The organism is Mucilaginibacter sp. A5337, assembly GCF_059690695.1.
Map to the genome: position 1 here is coordinate 738,791 of NZ_JCAWEC010000002.1, position 19,828 is coordinate 758,618.

The window sequence follows — 19,828 nt, forward strand, 5'->3', positions numbered from 1 at the left end:
CGCAACTCATTTATAATAAAATGTCTCAAGAAACTGAACACGTAAAATGCCTCATCATAGGCTCTGGTCCTGCAGGTTACACTGCAGCTATATATGCTTCCCGCGCTGATCTTAAACCAGTTATGTATACCGGCTTACTGGCAGGCGGTCAGCTTACACAAACTACCGAAGTTGAAAATTTCCCGGGCTATCCGCAGGGTATTATGGGTCCTGAACTGATGGAAGATTTCCGTAAACAAGCTGAGCGCCTGGGTACTGAAATCCGCTTTGGATATGTTAGCTCTGTTGATTTTTCAAGTTTGCCACATAAGGTTGTGGTTGATGACGTAAAAACCATCACTGCCGATACCGTAATTATATCTACCGGCGCTTCGGCCAAATGGCTTGGCCTGGAATCTGAACAAAAATACAGTGGTTTCGGTGTTTCTGCCTGTGCTGTTTGCGATGGCTTCTTTTTTAAAGGCCAGGATGTAGCTATCGTAGGCGCTGGTGATACCGCAGCCGAAGAAGCTACTTACTTAGCTAAATTGGCCCGCAAGGTATATATGATAATTCGCAGGGATGAGTTCCGCGCTTCCAAAGCTATGGTTCACCGTGTGTTGAATACGCCAAACATCGAAATTTTATATAACACCGAAACCAAAGAAATTTTAGGCGACGGCCAAAGTGTTACCGGCGTTAAGGTGATCAATAATCAAACCAATGCTGAAACTGATCTTGATGTTACAGGATTTTTCGTAGCAATTGGCCATCATCCTAATACCGATATTTTTAAAGGCTGGTTGCATATGGATGAAACCGGTTATATCATCACCCGTCCCGGTTCAACTGAAACCAACGTTGAAGGAGTATTTTGTGCCGGCGACGCTCAGGACCACATTTACCGTCAGGCTGTAACAGCAGCCGGTACCGGTTGTATGGCTGCTATTGATGCTGAACGCTACCTCGCTGCCAAAGAGCATGTGGTGACAGCTTAAGTTGAACCCCGCCCAAACCCTCCCCTAAAGGGAGAGGGCTTTAAAAAAGCGACAGGTAGCTATACTTGTCGCTTTTTGCTTTCAACTCCCCCAGTTGCCGTGAGGACACGGCAACTGATCCGCTTCAAAATAATACATGAATGTTGTCGTGAGGACACGACAACGGGGTGTTTTTTTGAGGTTAGATTAACGAATTATGGGAATCTATTGGATTCCAATAGTAAGTTCAGATAAGCACCTGATTAATTATCGAACAAACGAACTAATATTTTACACATCAAAACTTCTTATATTTTTTTAAAAAGTTTTATCTTACGGGCTCACACTAACCTGTTAGATAAATTATGTATAAAAAGGCTTCTTTAGTACTGCTTGCCGTGCTTGCAGTGTACACCACCACTGTAAACGCACAAGACGCGGACCCAAACCTGGGAATTATCCCAGTTCCCGTTTCATTGAAAAAAGCTCCCGGTCAATTTGTTTTGAGCCAGGAAACTACCGTCCAGGCAGATACCCCTTCAAACAAAGCTGTAGTATTTTTAAAAGATTACCTTGCCAAAAACCAGGCTTATAACAAACCGGTTGTTGTAAAAAGTGGTAAAAGCGCCAACGTTATAACCCTTACGGCTGCGGGTACTGATGGTTTACCCGCCGAAGGTTACCGTTTAACCATTACGCCACAACAGGTTATTGTTGCAGGTAAGGGTGCCGGATTGTTCTATGGTGTGCAAACGCTGCTGCAGCTGATGCCTGCTGAACATGCCGCTACCATCAAACTACCGGCTGTACAGATTGAAGATTATCCGCGTTTCGGTTATCGCGGCGCTATGCTTGATGTTGGCCGTCACTTTTTTGGGGTAGAAATGGTTAAGAAGTACATCGACCTGTTAGCAACCTATAAACTAAATACCTTTCACTGGCATCTTACCGAAGATCAGGGATGGCGCATAGAAATAAAGAAATATCCTAAGCTTACCCAAATCAGCAGTATGCGCGCTCAAACATTGATAGGAGGTTATCATGACCGTACGCCGCAACAATTTGATGGTACACCTTATGGCGGCTTTTATACACAAGACCAGATTCGTGAGGTTGTTAAATATGCATCAGAAAGGTTTATTACCATAGTACCTGAAATTGAAATGCCGGGACACTCTAAAGCTGCGCTTGCCGCTTATCCCGAGTTAAGCTGTGACCCATCAAAAACGTATCAACCGGCTGAAACCTGGGGCGTATTCAACGACATTTATTGCCCTAACGAAAAAACATTTGCCTTTTTACAGGATGTGCTGACTGAAGTAATGGCACTTTTCCCGAGCAAGTATATCCACATTGGTGGTGATGAAGCTCCGAAAGATGCCTGGAAAAACTCGCCATTTTGTCAGCAGTTAATTAAAAAGTTAAAGCTGAAAGATGAGCACGCGTTGCAGAGCTATTTTATACAACGCATTGAAAAGTTTCTAAATTCAAAAGGCCGCAGCATCATTGGCTGGGACGAAATTTTAGAAGGTGGCCTTGCCCCTAACGCTACCGTAATGAGCTGGCGAGGCGAAGAAGGAGGCATTGCAGCAGCGCAACAAAAACATGATGTGATCATGACGCCGGGAAGCAACGGTTTATACATTGACCATGGCCAGGGAAAACCAAGCCAGGAACCATTGAGCATTGGCGGTAACGAACCGCTTTCGAAAATTTACAGCTATAACCCTACTCCTGCTGTATTAACGCCTGATGAGCAAAAATACATTAAAGGTGTACAGGCCAATTTGTGGACAGAATATGTAGCCACAGATGCTAAAGTAGAATTTATGCTGTTGCCGAGATTGCTTGCGCTGTCAGAGATTGCATGGTCGCCATTGGCCAATAAAAATTACACTGATTTTGCTGATACACGCTTACCGGGACATTTGGCATGGCTGGATAAAAACGGGTTTGACTATCATGTGCCAACAGCTATAGGTGCAAAAGATACCGTAATGATAGGCAGTAAGTTAAGTGCTGTACTGAAACCATCTGTTGAAGGAGCAAAAGTTCATTATACTATTGACGGTTATACCCCACGCGAAACAGATTTGATTTATTCTACTCCTTTGAATTTGGATATACCTGTTGATCAGTACCGCGAATTACAGACTATTGTGATCACTCCTTCAGGTAAGCGCAGCAATGTGACCCGTACATTGGTTTATAATAAAGCGCCGATGGCCGCCGTTACTTATACAGGTGCAGCAACAGGCCTTAAGTATCAGGTTTTTCCCGGTCTTTATACCAGTACAAATCAATTAGGCATTATGCCTGCCGACAGCGGCCTAACCAAAACCTTTAATACAGCCGATCTGCGAAAAAATAAAGGTAAATATGGTGTGATTTATACAGGATTTATTAATATTGAAACCGATGGCGTTTATGGCTTTGCAACGTCATCTGCGGGTGGTTCGGTTTTATTAATTGATGACCAACCGGTAGTTGATAATGACGGAAGACATTCCATGAATGAACAAATGGGAGCTGCGCCGTTGTTAAAAGGCTACCATAAGGTAACGGTAAAATATTTTGACCAGGGAGTTGGCCCTGTATCGTTAAAAGTGTTTATTACTGCGCCTGGCAAATCAAAAGCCGAGCTAACACCAGATACGTTATACAACTAAGTTGAACGAAAAAAATATGACTAACAGGTTTTACCTTTTTGCGCTTGCGATAAGTGCATTAATGGCTGGATGCGGCGGGCAGGAAACAAAAAAGCCTGCCGCTCCTACGGCACCTAAAAAGCCGGAGCTGATGGCGCCTTTCAGGTTTCATAAACTGATAGAGGTTTCGCCGGGACAAAGCTATGATATTTTAAGCTGGGGCCGTGGTGCCGAAGAAGCCGGTTCGTTCATGATATTACATTCGGATTCGTCAGCCATAAAATATACTACAACAACCGGCGATCTGGATGGCGCTATTATCGACGTTTACAATTCGGATATGGATGTGGATGGCAATCCTGAAATCCTGATACAGGCGAAATCGAAAGATACGACTAATTATACATCTATCTACGCCTTTGAGTTCAACGACAATAACAGTAAGGCCAATAAACTTGACTTCCCGAAATTAACCAGCTCGCAGCGTAAAGGCTATCGCGGCAATGATAATTTTTATATTAAGGAAGGTAAGCTGATGCGGGAGTTTCCGATATTTAATGGTAACGGCAAAGATGCAAAACCCTCAGGAGCAAAACGCCAGTTGGAATATGGCTTACGTGGTAATGAATTTACGGTAAAACAGCTGAGTAAAGATTCAACCGATGTAAAACAACCGGACAATCAGCCTGCTAAAACGGATGAGAAAAAATCTTCGGATAAACAAAGTTCATCATCTTCATCAAAATCATCCAAGAAAAAGAATAAAAGACATAGAGGATAATATGCAAACGTCATTGCGAGGCACGAAGCAATCCCCAACAGGCAGGTTCACCCTGTATAGTTTGCGATTGCTTCGTGCCTCGCAATGACGTTTTATTTATGCCTTGTTTCTAACCACTTTCGGAGAAGGATTTCAACTAACCTCTTATCTCCAACCTCTAATCACTAAGTTTGTATCACCCCTACATTAAAAGCTTTTTCAATTGGCGCATGATTGGCGGCCTCAATACCCATTGATATTACTTTACGGGTTTCGAGCGGATCGACGATCCCATCAACCCAAAGCCGGGCAGCAGCATAGTATGGGGTTGTTTGGGCGTTATATTTATCGGTTATCTGTTTCAATAACTCTGCTTCTTTTACCGCGTCAATCTCTTCGCCTTTTGCTTTGAGTCCCGCCTCCTGTATCTGCAGCAGGGTTTTGGCTGCTTGTCCGCCTCCCATTACTGCAATCTTAGCCGATGGCCAGGCATAGATCAGTCGTGGATCATATGCTTTACCGCACATGGCATAATTACCAGCGCCATAGCTATTGCCTACAACAATGGTAAATTTAGGTACAACGGAATTTGCCACTGCATTCACCATTTTTGCACCGTCTTTGATGATGCCCCCCTGCTCCGACCGGCTGCCTACCATAAAACCGGTAACATCCTGCAAAAACACCAGCGGGATTTTCTTTTGATTACAGTTCATGATAAAGCGGGTGGCCTTATCTGCCGAATCGGAATAAATAACACCGCCAAACTGCATCTCTCCTTTTTTTGATTTGATCACCTTGCGCTGATTGGCTACAATTCCTACAGCCCAGCCTTCTATCCGGCCCAGGCCGCAGATAATGGATTGCCCGTAACCGTCTTTGTAGGGTTCAAATTCGGAGTTGTCCAGCAAGCGGAGAATAATCTCCATCATATCGTATGCTTTTTCCCGGTTATCTGGCAATATGCCATAGATTTCCTTTTCATTGAGTTTTGGAGCTGATGATTGGATCCTGTCGAAACCGGCTTTGGTATAATCACCGGTCATGCTCAGGATATTGCGGATAGAATCGAGCGCAGCTTTGTCATTAGGCTGTTTATAATCGGTAACACCCGATATTTCACAGTGGGTTGTAGCACCGCCCAAAGTTTCATTGTCTACATCCTCACCAATGGCTGATTTTACGAGATATGATCCCGCCAGGAAAACAGAGCCTGTACCTTCTACTATCATAGCTTCATCGCTCATAATAGGCAAATAGGCACCACCCGCAACGCATGAGCCCATAATTGCGGCAATCTGGATAATGCCCATGCTGCTCATGATAGCATTGTTACGAAAGATTCGGCCAAAATGTTCCTTATCCGGAAAGATCTCGTCCTGTAAAGGCAGGTAAACGCCCGCCGAATCGACGAGGTAAATGATAGGTAATTTATTTTCGATAGCTATTTCCTGGGCGCGAAGGTTCTTTTTTGCTGTTATCGGAAACCAGGCCCCGGCTTTTACAGTGGCATCATTAGCAACAACAACACACTGCCTGCCGGAAATATACCCGATACCGCAAATAACACCGCCGGATGGGCAGCCACCATGTTCGGCGTACATGCCATCGGCAACAAAAGCGCCAATTTCCAGCCATGGCTTGTCTTTATCAATCAGGTAGGCCACCCGTTCACGGGCAAGCATTTTGCCCTTTTCTTTTTGTTTGGCGGCGGCCTTTTCGCCGCCGCCCTGATAAACTTTGTTAAGCCGGGTGTTTAGCTCATAAACAAGCTGCTTATTAATATCTTCATTTTTATTGAATTCGATATTCATAATTGGTTTTAGATAGGACAGGTAATTTAGAAAATTTCCTATCTAAAAAAGGAAATTGCAAACGGTTTTGTTTTAAAGAGGAAAACCTGTTACGAGTTTGTGGAGTATAGCTGGCGGCAAACATTAGTAAATAATAGTCACCGCACCGCTATGCACTTGTTTAGATGAAGGGGTGTTGATCACATAATAATAAACGCCAGTAGGAAGTCTTTTTCCTTTATAGGTCCCGTTCCAGGGTACGGCGTAGCCCTGGCTTTGAAAAACCAATGTGCCGTTACGGTTGTAAACACTAACCTTGTCCAATTCTGAAAGGCCGGTGATAATCCAATTATCATTGGCTCCGTCGCTATTGGGTGTGAAAGTATTGGGGATGTGAATGTCATCGCAGTGGCTGGTAATGTTAATAGTTTGTGTGGCACTGCAACCATTATGGTCAGTGACCCTTAGACTAACTGTCCCCAAGCTGCCTGTGTTGAAATCAGGTCTGCCGGGTTGGCCATTCCACTCATAAGTTACAAAGCCCGGGGGAGCCGTCAATGTGATGGTTTCATTTGAATATTGGCATAAACTGGCATCTGGAATCGACAATGTGGGTTTAGGCAAAAAGCTAACCGGCATATTTTTAAATGCGGTGCAGCCTCCTGGAGTGCTAACCGTTGCTGTATATGTGCCCGAATGGTTAACGTTAATTTGATCAGTAGTTTCGCCCGTCTGCCATTTTACAGTTCCGTTTGAAAAGCTGGCCTTCAGTGTAATAGTTTCGCCGTCGCACAGATTGGTGTTAACGATCTGCTGAATGCTAATATCCGGCACCGCATCAAAATTTAAAGTATAAGGATCGGATAGGGTGCTGCAGGCAGTTATATTACTGCTGACGCTTAAACTGTATTTTCCGGGTTGGCTGGCAGTTATATTAGTTTTATTTAATTCAGCGGCCAGTAGATTCCCGTCACGGAACCAGTTTAACGTATAAGTACCGTCGTTGGTGAAGTTGGTAGTCAGGCTGGCGATATCACCTGTACAATAACCTGGCTTATCGGCTGTGATAACTGGCTTTTCCAGGTTAATAAAATCAATGGTAAGCTCATCTGAGGCAACCCACGAGTTTGAACATCCCCGAACCTCCACTTTATATTTACCGGCCTGAGTAACCTGTAAGTTAGGTGCGGTTGCGCCGTTTAAAACGCCATCCCGGTACCAGCGGTATTGATAAGGACTCCAGTTGATGATCTGTGATCCGTCAATTGGTACCTGACTGCTTATCGTTGCCTGTTCTCCATCGCAATAAGCTGCCTTATCCTGTTGAAGTACCGGCTTGGGGACAGGAATAAATTTAACTTCAACTTCCTTTGATGAAACCCAATTACCTGCGCAGGCGCTTACTTCCACCTTATACTTGCCGTTTTCGCTGATATCAAGTGATGCACTGGTGTTACCATTTAGTACGCCATCCTTATACCAGCGATAAGTGTAACCTGCTTTATCATCAGTTTTAAGGTTAGCGACGGAGCCTTCGCAATAATTCAGTTGATCTGGGTAATTAAAAGAAAAAACCGGCGCTGCTATTTGCGTTACCTTAAGATGGTTGCTTTCCACATGCAAAGGCGAACATGGATCATATAACACAGCGTAATAATCGCCTGAGTTTTTTATTGTAAGCTTGTTATTGCTTTCGTTAGGTATCTCCTGCCCATCTTTATACCATTGTATCGTGTTTCCGGAAAATGCACTGTTTTGTACAATAGCATCAACGGTAGTGTTGGCGCATATGTCTAACTGGTTTACATTAAAAGCCTGGCCATCAAATTGTATGCTACTAAATTGCTGCGTTGGAGTTACGTAAGGGCCGTAATCAGGTTTGAGCAAATACAAACCGGTAGCCGCTGCTACCCACACACCATCTTCACAAACCGGGCTGGAATATGATGTGGCATTCACGCAGATATCATTGATTTTGGTATTGCCGAGCGCGTCATAATGAAACAGAGAATATTCAAAAAAGGCGGACTTGACATATCCTGAATTACTATAGTAAAAGCCCTGGTCTGTTCCTATAAGTAAGTTCTCTTTTATAAGTCCTTTATCTTGCGAGGTCCCGAAATAGCGCAATCCATAAATCGAAGCGATTTTATTTACGTTGATACCAGGCAGGTAGGTATAATGCTCCTTGTCAGAATTGTTAGAGTAAACCCTGGAATTTTGGAACAAGCCCTTTTCTGTTCCCCAAAACTGGTTCATTAACGATCGGGATAGCGATCCGTAATCAAAGGCGTCCGTCACATTACCGAAGGTGCTATAGGCAGTATTGATTTTTTCACCGTAAATACTATTGTTGCCATACCATAAAAAGCCTCCCCAGGCACTATAGGTGGTAAGCTCCATAACACCATACAGCTTCAGCGCATCGGGGTAGCTGCCAAATTCGAGGTCGCTGAAAAGCTCAGAGCGGTACGTTGCATCAAAAATCTGTGAGGGCACGTGTGAGGGTTTGGGCATCATTACCTCCTGTTCATAATCATAATTGCACCGGCCATTATCTGTACCAATAAGCAAAATATGATCTGCCAGCGGATGGCCGCCTAAACCGTTGGTGTTATCCCCAAAATAGCTACCGGTGTAATCTATACCAATGGATAGAACAATGCCCGGTATCCCTTTGGCAGCACCTATAACCTTGATTATGCCATTTTTCAACTCAAGTATATTACTCGAATTTGTCGCTACAAATACCGTATTGGCATCTGTGCCGGCAATATCAACAAACTGGAGATTATGGTAGGCACTAAAAAAGCCACTATAATCGTCAATACTTTTAGTGATGCTGTTGATCCGGTAAACCGTCTGATTTTGCGCAAGCACCCACAAGTAGGGGTCTTTAAAATCGCGCTTAACTTTCAGAATATTTTTGCCATTTAAGAAAGTGCCGTTCAAATGAAAATCTACATCCTGCCCACAGGCGCGATAAGCAGAAATAACGATCAGGGACAACAGCAAGTAACGAGAAAGACACATGATAAGGTTTTGCAACGCGAAGTTAATCAAATACTATAAAAATCCGCAGCTCGTAAACCGACATATATTTAAGAAGTAGCACATCGATTAACGATAGGTTGCAACTCGTAATCAGCATATGTTTTAATCTGGATTATATCGGTGGTCATCACCGGTAACGAGATGTGCGAGGCTACTTAAAGTACGGCCTGACTTTGAGAAATAGATGGCTATTTCTGTATAAAAAAGTGTGTATTTTTTTTCAAAAAATATCTTTTATTTTTTTAATATAATTACTTAGCTTTCAGATAGTTTAAACGAGCTTAATAACTTTATATACACCTCCAGTTCGGAGATATATTATTATAACCGATTTTTAAACCTTTAGCCTCAACTTATCATGCCAAATTCAGAACAAAACCCCCAATCTTCAACAGAAGGCACTGTTACAAACGATGCCCTGAAAAATGATGCTGCCAACCAGCCCGACAATCCTCAGCTTTCACCAAAGGAGCAATTTACTGTGGTTGCGCTTGTCGTTTCTGCAATGATCATCTCGATGTTTATAATCATCGCATGGTGGCCTGCAGACCCAACTACAAACAAGAATACATTGTATTTAAATAAACCCTTTCATGTACGCCCTATTACACCGGGCGGCAACGAAACCAAGGCCTCAGATGGTAAACATAAAGCTACAGCAGCTGATACGATTGCCGCGCTGACAAAAAAATTGGCTGAACAGCAAAAACGTAGCGACGTCCTGGCTAAGGATACGAGACCAGATTCGATAAAAGCCCTGGAGGTTCTAAAAAAGGCTATTGAAGAAGCTCAAAATGCATTGAAGAAATTAAAGGATAAGCAGGAAGCCTCGGAACATACTTGCGCTGCAAAATGTGTCAGGAAAGAGTGCCCCGGATCTGCGGAGAAAATCTGCACCATTCAAATGGGTAATCTCCTGCTTATCCTTGTTGCCGCAGCAGGTTTCCTGGGCAACTTAATCCATGTAGGCAGGTCACTGACTTTTTATATCGGGATGAAGAGGTTTCAACGAAGCTGGTATCCGTGGTATATCATAAAGCCTTTTACGGCATCAGGCCTGGCACTGCTGATTTATTTTGCAACAAACGGTACTTCCAGCCCGGGAACTAATGATCAGGGTACTTCAATTAATTTAACGGCAATTATGCTAACAGCCGGATTGGTGGGATTATTTACTGATATAGCGACACAAAAGCTAAAGGTTATATTTGAAGCAATCCTAAAACCGGCAGATACACATCCCGGAGCAGCAAATACACCTTCGCCACAACCGGCTGCCAAGGCTGCTACGGTAGATATGACTAAGGTAAGCCCGGAGAAGATTAACACTAAGGGAGTAAACCATGTAAAAATACCCGGTCAAAATCTAAACCTCAAGAATTTGATTATAACGATCAATAATCAGGTGATTGATAAATCGGCTATAACGATAACTCCAACCGAAATCAGTTTTGACTACCAACCAACAGGTACCGACGCAACCGCAACTGAATTCGTGCTTTCGGTAAAAGATGCTACGGCTAATCTCGATGCAAAGAAAACATGGGCTGCTGCTTAACAACCGGCAAAACAGGAAGACTTTTCTTTCTAATTTACCCCTGGGTGTTTCAACAAATTGCGGTGCAATGGCATTAGCTTAATCAGACAACCGGATGCCGGTAGCATATTAATATAAAGGCACCCGGTGGTAGTACTGCAACAAAAATATAATATACTCGGCTTTATCATTTTGTGCTAATACCTAATCAACCTGCATTATGAATAATTTGTATTCCAGTCAATCAGCCAAACTGCCGGCATTCCGGAAGCTGAGAGGGTACGCTTTCGACCCCAGTTTATCCCTTAAATTGGATACTTCTGCTGTTAATGATCTCGTTTATAAAGTTCCCTGGGAGAGCGTGGAACCCGGCCCCGTAGGCGAATACCTGGAAGTACTTGATTATGACCCCACAACTAAGGAATATTACACACCTGTTAATTTAGATAATGCCTATGTTCTTGCACAGGATGGTCTTGATCCGAGCGAAAGTAACCCCCAGTTTCACCAGCAAATGGTTTATGCGGTAGCTATGATAACAATCCGCCATTTTGAAAAATCGCTTGGCAGAAAAATCCTTTGGGCATCGCGCCTGTTAAACTATAGTGAAGGAAAAGGCTATGAAACGTATGTTAAACGACTCCGGATTTATCCCCACGCATTAAGAGATGCAAACGCTTATTATAGCCCGGTAAAAAAAGCTGTTTTGTTTGGATACTTTTCGGCAATGCCCGCCGATGAGACACTGCAGATGCCTAATTCTCTTGTATTTACCTGCCTTAGCCATGATATTGTTGCGCATGAGGTAACCCATGCTCTGCTTGACGGCATGCACCGCAACTACAATGAGCCCAGCAACGCCGATGTGCTGGCGTTTCATGAAGCTTTCGCAGATATTGTAGCGCTTTTTCAGCATTTTACATTCCCGGATGTATTGAAACACCAGATTGCTAAAACACGTGGCGATTTGGCAAGTCAAAACCTTTTGGGCCAATTGGCGCAACAATTTGGGTCATCTATCGGATCATATGGCAGCCTGCGCGATGCACTAGGACATATAGATGAAGCAACCGGCAAATGGGTACCAACAATTCCTCATGCGGATGATTACAGAAACATTATGGAACCACATGCCCGTGGCAGTATTTTGGTTGCAGCTGTTTTTGAGGCATTCATTAATATTTATAAAAACAGGGCCGCAGATCTGCTGAGGATTGCGTCGAACGGAACCGGGATTTTGCCTTTAGGTGAATTACATCCGGATTTAGTTAACAGGCTGGCAGGCGAAGCCGCTAAAACAGCCGGGCATGTACTCAATATGTGTATCCGTGCCTTGGATTATTGTCCTCCTGTAGATATTACCTTTGGCGATTACCTGCGGGCAATTATCACAGCAGATGTTGAGCTGGTTGCGGATGATAGCCGGGACTACAGGCTGGCCTTTATTGATGCTTTCAGGCGGCGCGGTATTTATCCCCAGGGAATTAAAACCCTGAGTATTGAAAGTTTGCAGCAACCAATGATTGATATCGCTTTCAAGGCAACTGGAAAAAAATTAAGTTTTAAGGATCAATCCGACCAGGAGAAAACGCAAAATGACACCGGGCAACTATTGTTGATTATTGGCACCTTTCTAAGGGAATATGGCGACGCGATCAAATACGTATCGGACAGAAAAGAGATATATGATCTCACCCGTTTATATATCGCCGGGAAAACAAAAAAAAATAAAAAAATACAAATCCTGGGCCTGCATGACCGGTTAAATATCAAATTCTCATCCTCCAAAGAATTTGCACGAATTACCGGACTGGCCTTTTTGGAAGAATATATTGACCTTGGTATCAAGCAATCAGGAAGGTATACAGGCCCATCATTTCAGATTCAAAACCTGAGACTTGTTAACCGGGTAGGTCCTGAAGGTAATCAAGTTAATCAGGTAATATTTTCTATCGTTCAAACCAGCAGGTTGATTTGCAGAGATGACGTCTTCCTGCCCGCAAGCCAGAAAACCGATGATGAAACATCGTTCGATTTCAAAGGCGGCTGTACGCTGATCTTTGACCTTGACAGCCTGCAACTTAAATACGCCATTAGCAAGCCCCTTATAGATGTAGACTGTTTTACCAACATGGATAAATGCCAGTTAAACCTTCAGCGATTAAAGGCTCAGTATAATTTTCTGAATAACGACGGGGGAACAGGTAATGGGTTTCAACACGGATTTTCGGGCCCGGCGTTCAGGAGTACAGAACCTTTTGCATTTCTTCACCAACATTGAACCTGTCATGACAACAATATCAACAGAAAAAATAACCCGGGCAGATGTACGCATGTACCGCATGGGTACCGGCGATTGTTTCATTATTAAACTATTTGCCGGAGAAAAGGAAAAATATAAGATCATGATTGATTGTGGCACATGGCAGGGGGCAGAAGAAAAGCTGGTTCCCTATATCACCGATCTTAAAGAACATGTCGGCAATACTATCGATCTCCTGATCGTTACCCATGAGCATAAAGACCATGTTTATGTTTTTGAAGCCTGCGAAGAATTGTTAACAAAGGATTTTAATATCAAAAGCATCTGGATGGCCTGGACGGAAAGCGACGACGACGAAAAAGCGCAGCAATGGCTCAGGGATTTCGGCGATAAGAAAAAGGCGCTAAAGAAAGCGGCAAACCAAATGAACAAAGCCCTTCAAGACCCTGAATTTGTAAACCAGTTTAAAGATGAAAAAAGCGGCAATGAGCTAAAGGCAGCCCGGGAATATTTTGCCGGCGCGTTAAACTCTTTTGCCGATTTGCAATTCGCGTTAAAGGACGGAGACTACGTCGGCATGCTGAAAGGTATGGAAGTAGTTAAAAAGCAAATTGCTGAAGGTAATAAAATTGAAATCAGGTATTGCCATCCCGGAGAGATTATCAGTAATCTGCCGGGCGCAGAAGGAGTTCGGTTTTATGTACTTGGCCCGCCTTTGGCCTGGGAGCAGGTAAAAAAGGAAAGCGGCGGGGCCGGCGAGAGTTATGCGCATAATAATGAATTGGCCCACAGCGATGCATTTGCCATGGCAGTTTTGGCCGAGGATAAACAGGATTTTAAAAACTTGTTACCCTTTGACATGAAATATGTAAGCAAAGACAGCGAAGACCAGCGCCAATATTATGAAGACAAAGCAAACCAATGGCGTAACATTGACCATGATTGGTTGAACAGCGCCGGAGCACTTGCCTTAAGGGTTAACAGTATGACCAACAATCTTAGCCTGGCGCTGGCTATTGAGTTTGAAGATAGCGGACGGGTGATGCTATTCCCCGGAGATGCTGAATATGGCAGTTGGGAAAGCTGGCATAACATTTCCTGGCCTCAACAAGATTTTACAAAAGATCTGTTAAACCGTACCGTCTTTTACAAGGTTGCACACCACCTTAGTCATAACGGAACAGCCCAGCGGTTGGGATTGGAAATGATGGGCCACCCTGACCTTGCTGCCATGGCAACACTGGATTATGAAATCATCAGTAGTGGTTGGAAGTCAACAATGCCCAACAGGGCGCTAATAGACGAATTGCTGAAGCGGACCAAAGGCAGGTTAATGGTCATGCATGAGGACGGGATTCCGTATGATAAAACATCAAAAAAAACACTTACCAACGTTATTCTTAATGCAAGGGCCAATATGACGGAAAAAGAACGGGTAGATTTTGACAAGAATTTTATCTCCGAGCCATTGTATTTGGAGTATAAAGTTAATGGCCTAAGCAAAAAAGAAGTAAAAGCCAGAAAGAAGCAAAAATAGCATCAACTGAGATATTAAACATGATGCTCTTAAACAGAAGAAGCCGTAGCAAAAATGCCAGGCTTCTTCTGTTATTATTTAAAGCGTTTTTTAACCAGCTACTTCAACTTCCTGATTTTTAACTTCATTAGGGCGACCGTTTTTAAATGCTTTACGCGGCGATAAACCAAGCAATTCAAACATAGCCATATCAGTATCAAAAGATGGATTTGGAGTGGTAAGCAATTTTTCGCCTGCAAAAATTGAGTTAGCGCCCGCCATAAAGCAGAAAGCCTGTTCAACAGTACTCATTTCAGTACGGCCCGCAGATAAGCGGACTACAGTTTTAGGCATAATGATACGCGTAGTTGCAATCATACGTACCATATCCCAAACAGAAACACGTGGCTGATCGGCCAGCGGGGTTCCGGCCACAGGCACCAATGCATTAATAGGCACCGATTCCGGATGTTTAGGCAGGTTCGATAATGTTTTCAGCATCGATACCCTGTCTTCTACAGTTTCACCCAAACCTATGATGCCACCGCTACATACGGTGATCTTGGCTTTGCGCACGTGCTCAAGCGTTTTCAGGCGCTCATCGTAAGTACGGGTAGTAATAATACGTTTATAATCCTCTTCAGAAGTATCCAGATTGTGGTTATAAGCATATAAGCCGGCATCGGCTAAACGCTGGGCCTGGCTTTCGGTAAGCATACCCAGGGTACAGCAAACTTCCATATCAAGCTCATTAACAGCTTTTACCATATCAATTACCTTATCGAAATCGCGATTATCACGTACTTCGCGCCAGGCAGCGCCCATGCATAAACGTGAAGCACCACCGGCTTTTGCTTTTTCGGCAGCTGCAATCACCTCATCTTTCGGCATTATCGCATGCACATTCACACCTGTATTGTAACGTGCCGCCTGCGGGCAATAAGCGCAATCTTCAGAGCATCCACCGGTTTTTATCGAGATCAGGGAACTGATCTGCACTTCTGCATAATCTTTATTTTCGCGGTGTATGGTAGCTGCCTTGTATATCAGATCAAGCAAAGGCGTATGGTATATTTCGGCTATCTCTTCTTTAGTCCAGTTATGTCTAACTTCAGTCATCAGTTTCAGATTAAATTCGTCCCAACAGTGTTATTAAGTTATTGTAAACACGCAAATATTCAAAGATTATTTATAAATATAATACTTTTGATATCCCAGCAAAAGAAACTTGCTATATAACAAGGCTTTAAATATTCTTCGGTTTTAGCTTTACTGCTTCAAAAGCAATTTGGTGGCAAGATATAATGGTAATAGAAAGCCAATACAATCAGTAAAAGTTGTGATGATGATCGATGATGCTACAGCGGGATCAATCCCTACCCTTTTTAAGATCAGCGGAATCGAGGCCCCTGTTAAGCCTGCTATAATAAGGTTACCTGTCATGGCCAAAAACAGCACCAAACCAAGCATCGGGTTTGCGTCGTAAAAGAAAGCTACTATAAAAACAATAAGCCCGTTTGCAGCGCCGTTGATCATGCCAACCAAAAACTCCTTCAATACGGTGTTATAAGCTTGTTTATCTGAAAGGTCACTCAGTGAAATACGTCTTACGGTTACTGCCAAAGCCTGCGTGGCCGCATTACCGCCCATACCGGCTATAATGGTCATGTAAGCAGAGATAATTGAAAGTTTGGCAACTGTATCATCGAATGTACGGATAATAGACGCCGCCAGGAATGCGGTACCAAGGTTGATCACTAGCCATGGTAAACGGCTTTTGACGGCTTCTACCCAGTTACCGCTTAGTTCTTCGTCTTCAGATACACCGGAGATCTTCAGGATGTCCTCTGTGTTTTCCTCCTCCATTACGTCGATGATATCATCTACCGTAACACGACCAAGCAGTTTCATGTCGTCATCAACAACCGGGATACTGGTCAGGTTATATTGCTTGATCAGGCGAGCTACTGCTTCCTGGTCAAGATCAGCTTTTACATAAACAAAATCGGTAGTTACCAGATCGCTGATCCGTGCATCGGCGCGGGCTTTGATAACGGATTTGATGGAGAGGATCCCTTTTAGGATATCATCGTTATCAACCACGCAGATGGTGTAAAACTCTTCCATCTCTTCAGATTGACGGATAATCTCCTCAAGCGCATCCTTCTTATCATGATTGATGTTTACCTTGATGATCTCAGAGTTCATCAAACCGCCGGCGGTATCTTCGGCGTAGGTCATCAGGGCACGGATGCTGCTGGCATCTTCATGGTCAAGATCCTCTAAAATCTCCTGCTGATCTTCTTCATCAAGCTGGGATATGATGTCGGTAGCATCATCGTAGTCAAGCTCTTCAACTATCTCGGTACGTTTCTCGGGATCGAGGTTTACAAGTAACTCGGCGGGGCCGTGTTCTTCATCCATCTCGGATAAGACTTCCGAAGCAACGTCGGCCGGAAGGATATTGATGATCCTTTCTTTTTCCTCCTGCTGAAGTTTTTCAAATAGTATGGCAATCTCCGAAGCGTGGTATTCCTTCAGAACAGTCTCTAACTCAGCATCATCGGCTTCGAGCGCTGTTTTAATGCGGAGCAGGTCGGTTTTATCTAAATCAAAAGATTGCATACCCGACTAAATTAAGACAATTACACCACAATTAAGGAATTAAATCGGCACAAAAACAGTGCCTGAAGTAGTAAAATAATGCAACGCAACCGTTAGATGCTGTGGTTGTATTTAATCTTAGTGCCATTAACTTTACTTAGCTTATAAAGCGCCTGTTCAACCTGTGTTTTACGGATGGAAAGCTGGATATTGCAGTCATTATCAAAAGCCTGGTTAAGTACAATAAGATTCTCATCTTTAATAATGCGCATTACATCATTCATCTGCAGGTAATCAAACGAAACAGTGTAAACGTCATTCACTGTTTTTGAAATGACAACAGCCTGGTTTATCGCCTCTTCAGTTGCTACTTTATAGGCGTTAATTAAACCGGGGACACCCAATAGCGTACCTCCGAAATACCGAACCACTACAACCAATATATTGGTTAGATCTTTAGATAAAAGTGTATTTAAGATTGGTCTGCCCGCGGTACCCGAAGGCTCCCCATCATCATTAACCCTGAACACCGAACGGTCGATAGTTAAGCGCATGGCCCAGCAGTGATGATTGGCCTTTGGATGTTCGGATTTTAATTGGGCAACAAGAGCCTTGATATCATTTTCAGAATTGATAGGGAAAGCATAGGCCAGGAATTTGCTGCCCCGGTCGCGGAAAATACCTTCGGCAGGATTTTCTATAGTTTTATAAGTATCGTCAAAAAGCATTCAAAAATATTACAAGTGCAGGAAGCCCAACGTTTGCGGAAAATAAATAATAACAATAGCCAACAACGCTACGGCTATACCTATTTTATTGAGCAAGCTTAGTTTTTCTTTAAATACAAAAATGCCCACCAGCGTGCCAACCACAATAACGCCAATGTTTACTGATGAAAATACCGTGGATGGATTATTAGCCAAAGCCTGGTGTGCCTTTAAATAAAACAGGATATTACCAAAATTAGCAATCCCAAGGATCCAGCCTATAACAATCTGCGGCAGGGAGAACTTAGTTTTTTTAATGGATACCTGGTAAATTAAACCTGCAAAGGTTAATACAAATGCAATAATAAAAATCACAAATATGGCCGTGGTAAAAGGCACATTGCTAACCTTGGTAAGTTGTTTTAATAGTACATCAATAACGCCAAAACCGAGGAAAACTATTAAAAGATAAATCCATGAACCTTTTTCAACTTTATTACCAGCCGATTTTTGCCACGGGACAGAACAGATAATAGCAATGAAAGCCAGTATAATGCCAATGGCTTTTACTGTACCTGTTGCTTCGCCAAATAAAACAAAGGCTGCTAATATTGGAATAAACAGGGATAACCGCTGGGCCACATCTGTTCGTACAATACCAGCCTTGCGTACCGATGTAGCCATAATTACAAACACCGCCGGAAACAGGATACCTAAAGCCAAATAGTTATAAACGGGCCCGTTCTGAATGATGCTCAATTGAGGTTTGAAAAAGAACCAGGTGAGCAAAATAGCCATGGAGTAATTCCAGGTGATGGCCTGGTAAACATCTACATGGTAACGTTTTGCCAGTTTTAGCAAAATAGATACGATAACACTACAGCAAATACTTAAAAAAACGAACAGCATTTATATAACTGGCTTATTGTATAACATTTGTAAGCGGTCGGCGCCTACAGGATATTCTTCGGCAAGTATACCGGTTATTTGCGGCGCTTTTATACCTTTCCCTAAAACTTTATTGCCGGTAAACACCCGGGCCTCATCCCAAAGGCCGGCTTCAATAAATGATTCGAGCGTTCGCGCACCACCTTCAATAATAACTGATTGAATATCCTGAAGATATAACTGGTACAAAATATACTGAGGTACAAAACGCTCAAAATCTTCAAGCGCTATATACCTGTTTTTACCGTCCACATCAAACTTAACCTCGTTAAATATCAACGTTTCGGAAGATTGATCAAATATATTCAACCCTTTATTTAATTCTAGTTTCCTGTCAATCACCACCCGCTTAGGCGAAGGGCCATCCCAATAACGGGTATTTAATTGCGGGTTATCACTTAATACCGTGTTTTTACCAACCAGTATGGCGTCTTCCTCGCTGCGCCATTTGTGAACCAGTTTTTTTGATTCGGGGCCGGTGATCCAAAATTGGCTACCATCGGCAGGAGCAAAAAAGCTATCCTGCGTTTGCGCCCATTTCAGGATAATATAAGGACGGTGTTTTTGTACTTTAGTGAAGAAACGACGGTTGAGCCATTGACATTCTTGCTCCAATACTCCGGTTATTACTTCAATACCGGCAGCTTGTAGTTTTTCAATGCCTTTACCGTCAACCTGGGCAAAAGGGTCGCGGCAGCCAACTACAACCTTTGGGATCTGGTGCTTGATGATCAGATCGGCACAGGGCGGTGTTTTGCCATAATGTGCACAAGGCTCTAACGAAACATATATAATTGAATTTTTGAGCAGTTCGGCATGGTTATCAAACTTTTGGGTAACCTGTGCAATGGCATTAACCTCGGCATGGGCCTGGCCATATTTCTGGTGATAGCCCTCTCCTATTATTTTGCCATCGTGAACCACAACCGCACCAACCATGGGATTCGGGCTAACATAACCTGCTCCTAGTTGGGCAAGCTCCAGACAGCGGCGCATATATTTTTCATATTCAAGCATGCTGCAAAAGTAGCTTTTATGTTAC

At 43.3% G+C, this 19,828-nt stretch carries 13 protein-coding genes; 6 read left to right on the forward strand and 7 right to left on the reverse strand.

Features of this window, described 5'->3' with window-relative positions:
* Positions 1 to 20: 20 nt before the first annotated feature.
* The 3 genes from trxB to AC59JO_RS07970 all read left to right on the forward strand — a co-directional run bounded on the left by trxB (position 21) and on the right by AC59JO_RS07970 (position 4,385).
* Positions 21 to 977: a thioredoxin-disulfide reductase gene (gene trxB, locus AC59JO_RS07960; protein WP_497304554.1), complete on the forward strand. Its 957-nt coding sequence runs from the start codon at positions 21 to 23 to the stop codon at positions 975 to 977.
* A 344-nt stretch (positions 978 to 1,321) separates the two neighbouring features.
* Complete coding sequence (locus AC59JO_RS07965; protein WP_497304556.1) at positions 1,322 to 3,625, forward strand: family 20 glycosylhydrolase; 2,304 nt, start codon at positions 1,322 to 1,324, stop codon at positions 3,623 to 3,625.
* Between the two features lie 16 nt (positions 3,626 to 3,641).
* The gene (locus tag AC59JO_RS07970; protein ID WP_497304558.1) at positions 3,642 to 4,385 is read left to right on the forward strand and encodes a hypothetical protein; all 744 of its coding nucleotides are present in this window, start codon (positions 3,642 to 3,644) and stop codon (positions 4,383 to 4,385) included.
* A gap of 164 nt (positions 4,386 to 4,549) precedes the next feature.
* On the opposite strand, the gene AC59JO_RS07975 is transcribed toward AC59JO_RS07970, so the two are convergent.
* Positions 4,550 to 6,178: an acyl-CoA carboxylase subunit beta gene (locus tag AC59JO_RS07975; protein WP_413668162.1), complete on the reverse strand. Its 1,629-nt coding sequence runs from the start codon at positions 6,176 to 6,178 to the stop codon at positions 4,550 to 4,552.
* Between the two features lie 123 nt (positions 6,179 to 6,301).
* Positions 6,302 to 9,190 (reverse strand): T9SS type B sorting domain-containing protein, encoded by a 2,889-nt coding sequence (locus AC59JO_RS07980; protein WP_497304560.1) that lies wholly within the window; start codon positions 9,188 to 9,190, stop codon positions 6,302 to 6,304.
* Positions 9,191 to 9,569: 379 nt separating this feature from the next.
* Between AC59JO_RS07980 and AC59JO_RS07985 the strand changes: the two genes are divergently transcribed.
* The 3 genes from AC59JO_RS07985 to AC59JO_RS07995 all read left to right on the forward strand — a co-directional run bounded on the left by AC59JO_RS07985 (position 9,570) and on the right by AC59JO_RS07995 (position 14,548).
* Entirely contained in the window at positions 9,570 to 10,769 is a 1,200-nt protein-coding gene (locus AC59JO_RS07985; RefSeq protein WP_497304562.1) for a hypothetical protein, read from the forward strand.
* Between the two features lie 199 nt (positions 10,770 to 10,968).
* Entirely contained in the window at positions 10,969 to 13,029 is a 2,061-nt protein-coding gene (locus tag AC59JO_RS07990) for a hypothetical protein (RefSeq protein WP_497304564.1), read from the forward strand.
* A gap of 7 nt (positions 13,030 to 13,036) precedes the next feature.
* Entirely contained in the window at positions 13,037 to 14,548 is a 1,512-nt protein-coding gene (locus tag AC59JO_RS07995; protein ID WP_413668166.1) for an MBL fold metallo-hydrolase, read from the forward strand.
* Between the two features lie 90 nt (positions 14,549 to 14,638).
* Here AC59JO_RS07995 and bioB read toward each other — a convergent pair whose 3' ends face one another.
* The 5 genes from bioB to ribD form a co-directional block, all read right to left on the reverse strand.
* On the reverse strand, positions 14,639 to 15,646 hold the full coding sequence (bioB, locus tag AC59JO_RS08000) for a biotin synthase BioB (RefSeq protein WP_413668167.1): 1,008 nt from the start codon (positions 15,644 to 15,646) through the stop codon (positions 14,639 to 14,641).
* Positions 15,647 to 15,796: 150 nt separating this feature from the next.
* A complete protein-coding gene (mgtE, locus tag AC59JO_RS08005; RefSeq protein WP_413668168.1) occupies positions 15,797 to 17,152 on the reverse strand; it encodes a magnesium transporter in 1,356 nt (451 codons plus the stop codon).
* A gap of 92 nt (positions 17,153 to 17,244) precedes the next feature.
* The gene (locus AC59JO_RS08010; RefSeq protein WP_413668169.1) at positions 17,245 to 17,859 is read right to left on the reverse strand and encodes an IMPACT family protein; all 615 of its coding nucleotides are present in this window, start codon (positions 17,857 to 17,859) and stop codon (positions 17,245 to 17,247) included.
* A 9-nt stretch (positions 17,860 to 17,868) separates the two neighbouring features.
* Positions 17,869 to 18,747 carry an EamA family transporter gene (locus AC59JO_RS08015; protein WP_413668170.1) on the reverse strand — a complete coding sequence of 293 codons (879 nt, stop codon included), beginning with the start codon at positions 18,745 to 18,747 and terminating at the stop codon, positions 17,869 to 17,871.
* Positions 18,748 to 19,803 (reverse strand): bifunctional diaminohydroxyphosphoribosylaminopyrimidine deaminase/5-amino-6-(5-phosphoribosylamino)uracil reductase RibD, encoded by a 1,056-nt coding sequence (ribD, locus tag AC59JO_RS08020; protein ID WP_413668171.1) that lies wholly within the window; start codon positions 19,801 to 19,803, stop codon positions 18,748 to 18,750. It lies immediately after the preceding gene.
* Positions 19,804 to 19,828: the final 25 nt, after the last annotated feature.